General features: G+C 75.3%; 2 protein-coding genes. Both read right to left on the reverse strand.

Features of this window, described 5'->3' with window-relative positions; translation table 11 throughout:
* Nucleotides 1-217 precede the first annotated feature (217 nt).
* A complete protein-coding gene (locus ACIBQZ_RS43100; RefSeq protein WP_396094759.1) occupies nucleotides 218-4,114 on the reverse strand; it encodes an SCO7613 C-terminal domain-containing membrane protein in 3,897 nt (1,298 codons plus the stop codon).
* Nucleotides 4,115-4,167: 53 nt separating this feature from the next.
* The gene (locus ACIBQZ_RS43105) at nucleotides 4,168-4,398 is read right to left on the reverse strand and encodes a hypothetical protein (protein ID WP_396094760.1); all 231 of its coding nucleotides are present in this window, start codon (nucleotides 4,396-4,398) and stop codon (nucleotides 4,168-4,170) included.
* Nucleotides 4,399-4,510: the final 112 nt, after the last annotated feature.

A 4,510-nucleotide genomic window follows, 5' to 3' on the forward strand; every position in this document is an offset into this window, starting at 1 on the left:
ACCGTCACCGGGACGAAGAACCAACGCGGCGGCAACAGACATGCCTCATTGTCCCGCACCCACACCGTCAAATCACTTCAGACACGCCACACTAGGAGCGGCCCGTCCTCGCTTCGGAGGGAATCGCGATGCCCGCCGCCACCAGCGGGGACGCACCATGACGATGCGTCCCCTCCCGGCACGCTGACCCGCGGCGCTTCGGACGGTGGGGTGCTTTTCAGCTCATCCGGCCCAGGGCTGCGCGGACCCGGGCCAGGTCTCGCCGGCGGCGTTCCAGGGTCATTGCCAGGCCGACCAGCAGCAGGCCCGCCGCGGCCAGTGGGATCCAGCGCGGGAGGAGGTCCCAGACCAGCACCACCTCGTGCAGCGCCACCACCGCCAGCACCGCGCCGCCTGCCACCACTGGCGCTCGCAGCTGCCGATATGCGCCGGCCAGCAGCACCGCGAGTGCGCCCACGCCGAGCAGCAGCCGGCGCATCGGCTGGCCCTCGTCTGCCAGGACCGAGGCCAGGCTCGGGAGCAGTGCCGCCGCCAGCGCCGGGCCGTAGGTCACCCAGCTCGACAGGCCCGCGCGGGTGCGCCGCGCCAGCCAGCCTGCCAGCAGCGCCACCGCGGCTGTGGGCAGCGTGTACGCCTCCACCGTCGCCACCTGCTCCGAAGCCACCAGCAGCCACCAGCCACCGAGCTCCGCGACCGCCGCCGCGAGCACGTGTCCACGCCGGACGGTTACCCGTTCGCCGGGACGCAGCGCCCGCACCCCGAGCGCCACTCCCCAGAACGTGCACACCGCGGCGGCGTGCCGGATCGACGCGGCCGTCAGCAGCAGCGCGACGAACGCCCCGGCGTGCGCCGCCACCTGCACGGTCCGGCCTTCCACGGAGTGACGCGCCGCGAGCAGAGCGCCCACGGTCAGGATCGCGGCGGCGGCCCCGAGCACCACGAAAGCGCTGCTCTCCGGGGACAGCTCGGCCGCGCGGCCCACCGTGTACGCGAACGCCACCGTCGCGCCGGCGCCGGCCAGCCAGCCGGCCAGCCGAGCGGCGAGGACGCGGCCCCCGACACCGGCGACCGCCCCGGCGACCAGGGTCAGTCCCAGCGCGGCCAACGTCGCGCCGCGGGTCGGCAGCGCCCCGGCAAGCCCGGCACCGACCAGGGCCGCGCAGGCCATCACCACACCAACGACCGCCGTGCCCGACCGACGCGACGCCACCGCACCACCAAGCGCACCCGACCTGCGCGGCGCCACCGCACCACCGGCAACCGCACCCGACTCCCCCGGTGCAACCACACCACCAGCAATCGCACCCGACCTTCGCGGCGCCACCGCACCACCAGCAACCGCACCCGACTCCCCTGGTGCAACCACACCACCAGCAATCGCGCCCGTCCCTCCAGGCGTCACCGCGTCCGACCTGTCCGATGCCACATTCCCAGCAACCAGGCCCGACCCGCCCGTTTCCCCACCACCAGCAGCCAGGCTCGGCCGTGCGGGCGCCACCGCACCCGACTCCCCTGGCGCCCCGTCGCCGGCAAGCGTGTCCGTGCGGCGCAGTGCCACCGCGACCAGCCCGGCGAGGCCGATGATCAGGCTTTCCGCCGGTACGCCCGGCCATGGCACGCCCGCGGCCGCGAAGCCCATCGGTGCGATCACGGCCACTACCGGTGCGGCCGCCCACGCCGCGGCTCGGCGGCCGGATGCGGCCTGCACCGCGACCACGATCGCCATGGCCAGGATGCCCAGCGCCACCACTGCCGCGAGGGTGACCCGGCCGGTTCCGGTGCCTGTCGGGCGGCCGGTCCAGATCTGGTCCAGCCATCCGTAGGGCGCCAGCAGCACGCCCGCCAGGCTCGGTGCCGTCGCCACGAGCAGCGCGGCGCCGAGTGGCACAGCGGTGAACGCCGCGGCGACCGTGCGGGAGAAGGTCAGCGCGACCAGCAGCAGCCCGATGGCCGCGTAGATCGCCGGCGAGTCCCCGGTCGCGAGTGCCCAGAGCGGCGCCGACACGACGCTGAGCAGCACCGCGGTCAGGGCGTAGGGCCGGTATCCCCGGCCGGTGAGCCGGAGCGCGCCCACCAGCAGCGCCGCGGCGACCAGGGCCGCGCGGCTCCGCACCGGGTCCGCTTGCGACAGTGCCGCCGCCCCGGTCCAGGCCGCGGCCGGGACCGCCAGCATCCCCACCACCAGCGCCACTCCCCCGACCACCCGCGAGGCACCCGCCCCGACGAGGCCGCCCACCGAGGCGAGCGCGGATGCACCGGCCGGCCGCGACGCCCCAGGCACCGAAGAAGCCGCGGCGACACCACCCACAGAGGCCGAGCCAGAGACGGCAGCCGGAGGCGACGCCTCCGGCGCCGAAGAAGCCGCGCCGCCGCCACCCACCGGATCCGGTCCAGAAACGCCAGCCGGCCGCGACGCCCCGCGCGCCAAGAAACCAGACTCCCCGCGCGCCAGCAAACCAGACGTCCCGCGCGCCGAGAATGCAGGAGCCGCCGCGGACGCCCCGCGCGCCGAGAAAGCAGAAGCCGCCCCGGACCCCCCGCGCGCCAGGAACGCCGTAGCGATCCCGAGCGCAGCCACCCCGGTGAACGTCGCGCAAGCGACCCAGGGCCGTTCAAGCGCAACCCCCACCGCATGGCTCGTCAGCACCGCCGCCACCGCACCAGGCCACAGCGGCACCGCTCGCAACGCCAGCCCCAGCGCCGCCGCCACGACCATCAAGTTCAAGCCCGGCGCGGTCCACCAGGGCAGGTCGAAGCCTGCCGGCGTCGCGACCGCCAGCACCGCGAGGCCGCCGAGGGCGGCGTGCGGCTGGAGCGGCCTTGGCATCAGCACCGTCAGCGCGCCCGTGACCAGCACGATCACCGCCGGCAGGCGCCAGTCGCTCTGACCCGTGATCGCGGCGGCGATTGTCACGCCCACGACCACCAGCCCCGTGCCGGCGGTCACGAGGAGTGCGGCGATCCAGGGTCCCTGGCGTACCGGTGTCGGCAGCCACCGACCCGCCACCGTGACCAGCAGCGCCAGGGCCGTGACGACCGCCGCGATCAGCACCGGCGCGGCGAAGCTGCCGCCGGCGACCGCTGCGAACCGGCTCGCCGCGACCGCCAGGGCGACCACCAGCAGGCCGCCGGTGATCGATTGCGCGCGCGGCGCGCGGGCCAGGATCGTGGCCAGCACCGGTACGGCCGCGGCCAGCACCAGCGCGCCGGCTGCCAGCGCGACCGCGCCGGTGGTGAAGAGCATCAGCAGGTCGGTGAGGGCGAGCAGGGCCGCGAAGGCTGCCGCGCCGGCGCCGAGCACGTACGCCGTGATCCCGAGCGCCGTCAGCGTGGAGCGCCGCAGCTGGACCACCGCGAGGTTCAGCACCGCCACCGCCACCAGCGTGTACGCCCAGCCGGTCGCGTCCGGATGGAACGGCGCCACCAGCAGCGGCAGCACCGGCTGGGCCACCAGCAGCGCACCGAAGCGCGGGCCGATCAGCCCCGTCACGTGCTCGTACCCGGCTGCCACCGCGGCCGTCACGGCGCAGACCGCGCCCGCGTAGCCCAGCGCCGAGTAGTCCGCGACGCCGAACAGGTTGACGTACCAGGCGGCGTACCCGTCGAGCAGCACCAGCAGCAGGCCGACCGCCGCGAACGTCTCCGCCGTCGCGGTCAGGCCGCGGCGCAGCGCGGCGAGCGGCGCCGCCAGGGCCGCCACCGTGAAGGCGGCGAGCAGCAGCGCGCGGCCACCCACGCCGAACTGGGACCAGGCCACCGCCGTGAAGACGATCGCGGCCACTCCCAGCAGCAGGCCGCCGAGCAGGAACAACGCGTTCTGCACCAGCCGGGTGGAAGCCTCCTTGGAGCGCGGCGCGGGAGGAGGCGGCACGGGCGTGGGCGCCGGCGGAGTCGAAACCAGGGATGCACGGACCCGGGCCGCCGCGGCCTCCCGCGCCGACCACGCCCGGCGCAGGGCCGCGTCGGTGGTCCGCAGCCGGGTGGTGAGCTCCGCGATCTCCGCGTCGAGGCGGATCACCTCGGCGGCGTCGGGGTCCGGGCCGCGACCGCAGCCCGGGCAGCCGGAAGTCAAATTCGCCGGGGTACGGCAGGACGGACACGGGTACGAGGTCACACCGTCGATCCTCGTCGCGACGGCCCCGCGCGCCCTGAGTTCGCGTACCTAACTCACCCGCCGGTGAGCGCGGCGATCACCCGGCCTCGACCTCGTCGCGGGACCCGGACGGCAGCCGGCTCGACGCCCGCAGCGGCCAGCTGTTCCAGCGCCTTCGGGTCCGGCGGCACGCTCAGCACCTGGACCTGGACCTGGACCTGGATCGGCCGGTCCGCGCGGGCCGGCGGCTCGGCGATGCGGGCGAACAGGTCCCTGTCGTGCCACTGCGGGAACCAGCCACCCACGCGCAGGGTGCTCGCGATCCTAGTGCAGCACCGCGTTAGTTCGTCGGGGGTGGGAGCCATGCGGTGGGGTCGTTGAGGTAGAGGCCGCAGGCGCAGTCGAGGGCTTCTTCCG

It is taken from the genome of Actinoplanes sp. NPDC049599 (assembly GCF_044465625.1).
In the GTDB taxonomy this organism is placed as follows: domain Bacteria; phylum Actinomycetota; class Actinomycetes; order Mycobacteriales; family Micromonosporaceae; genus Actinoplanes.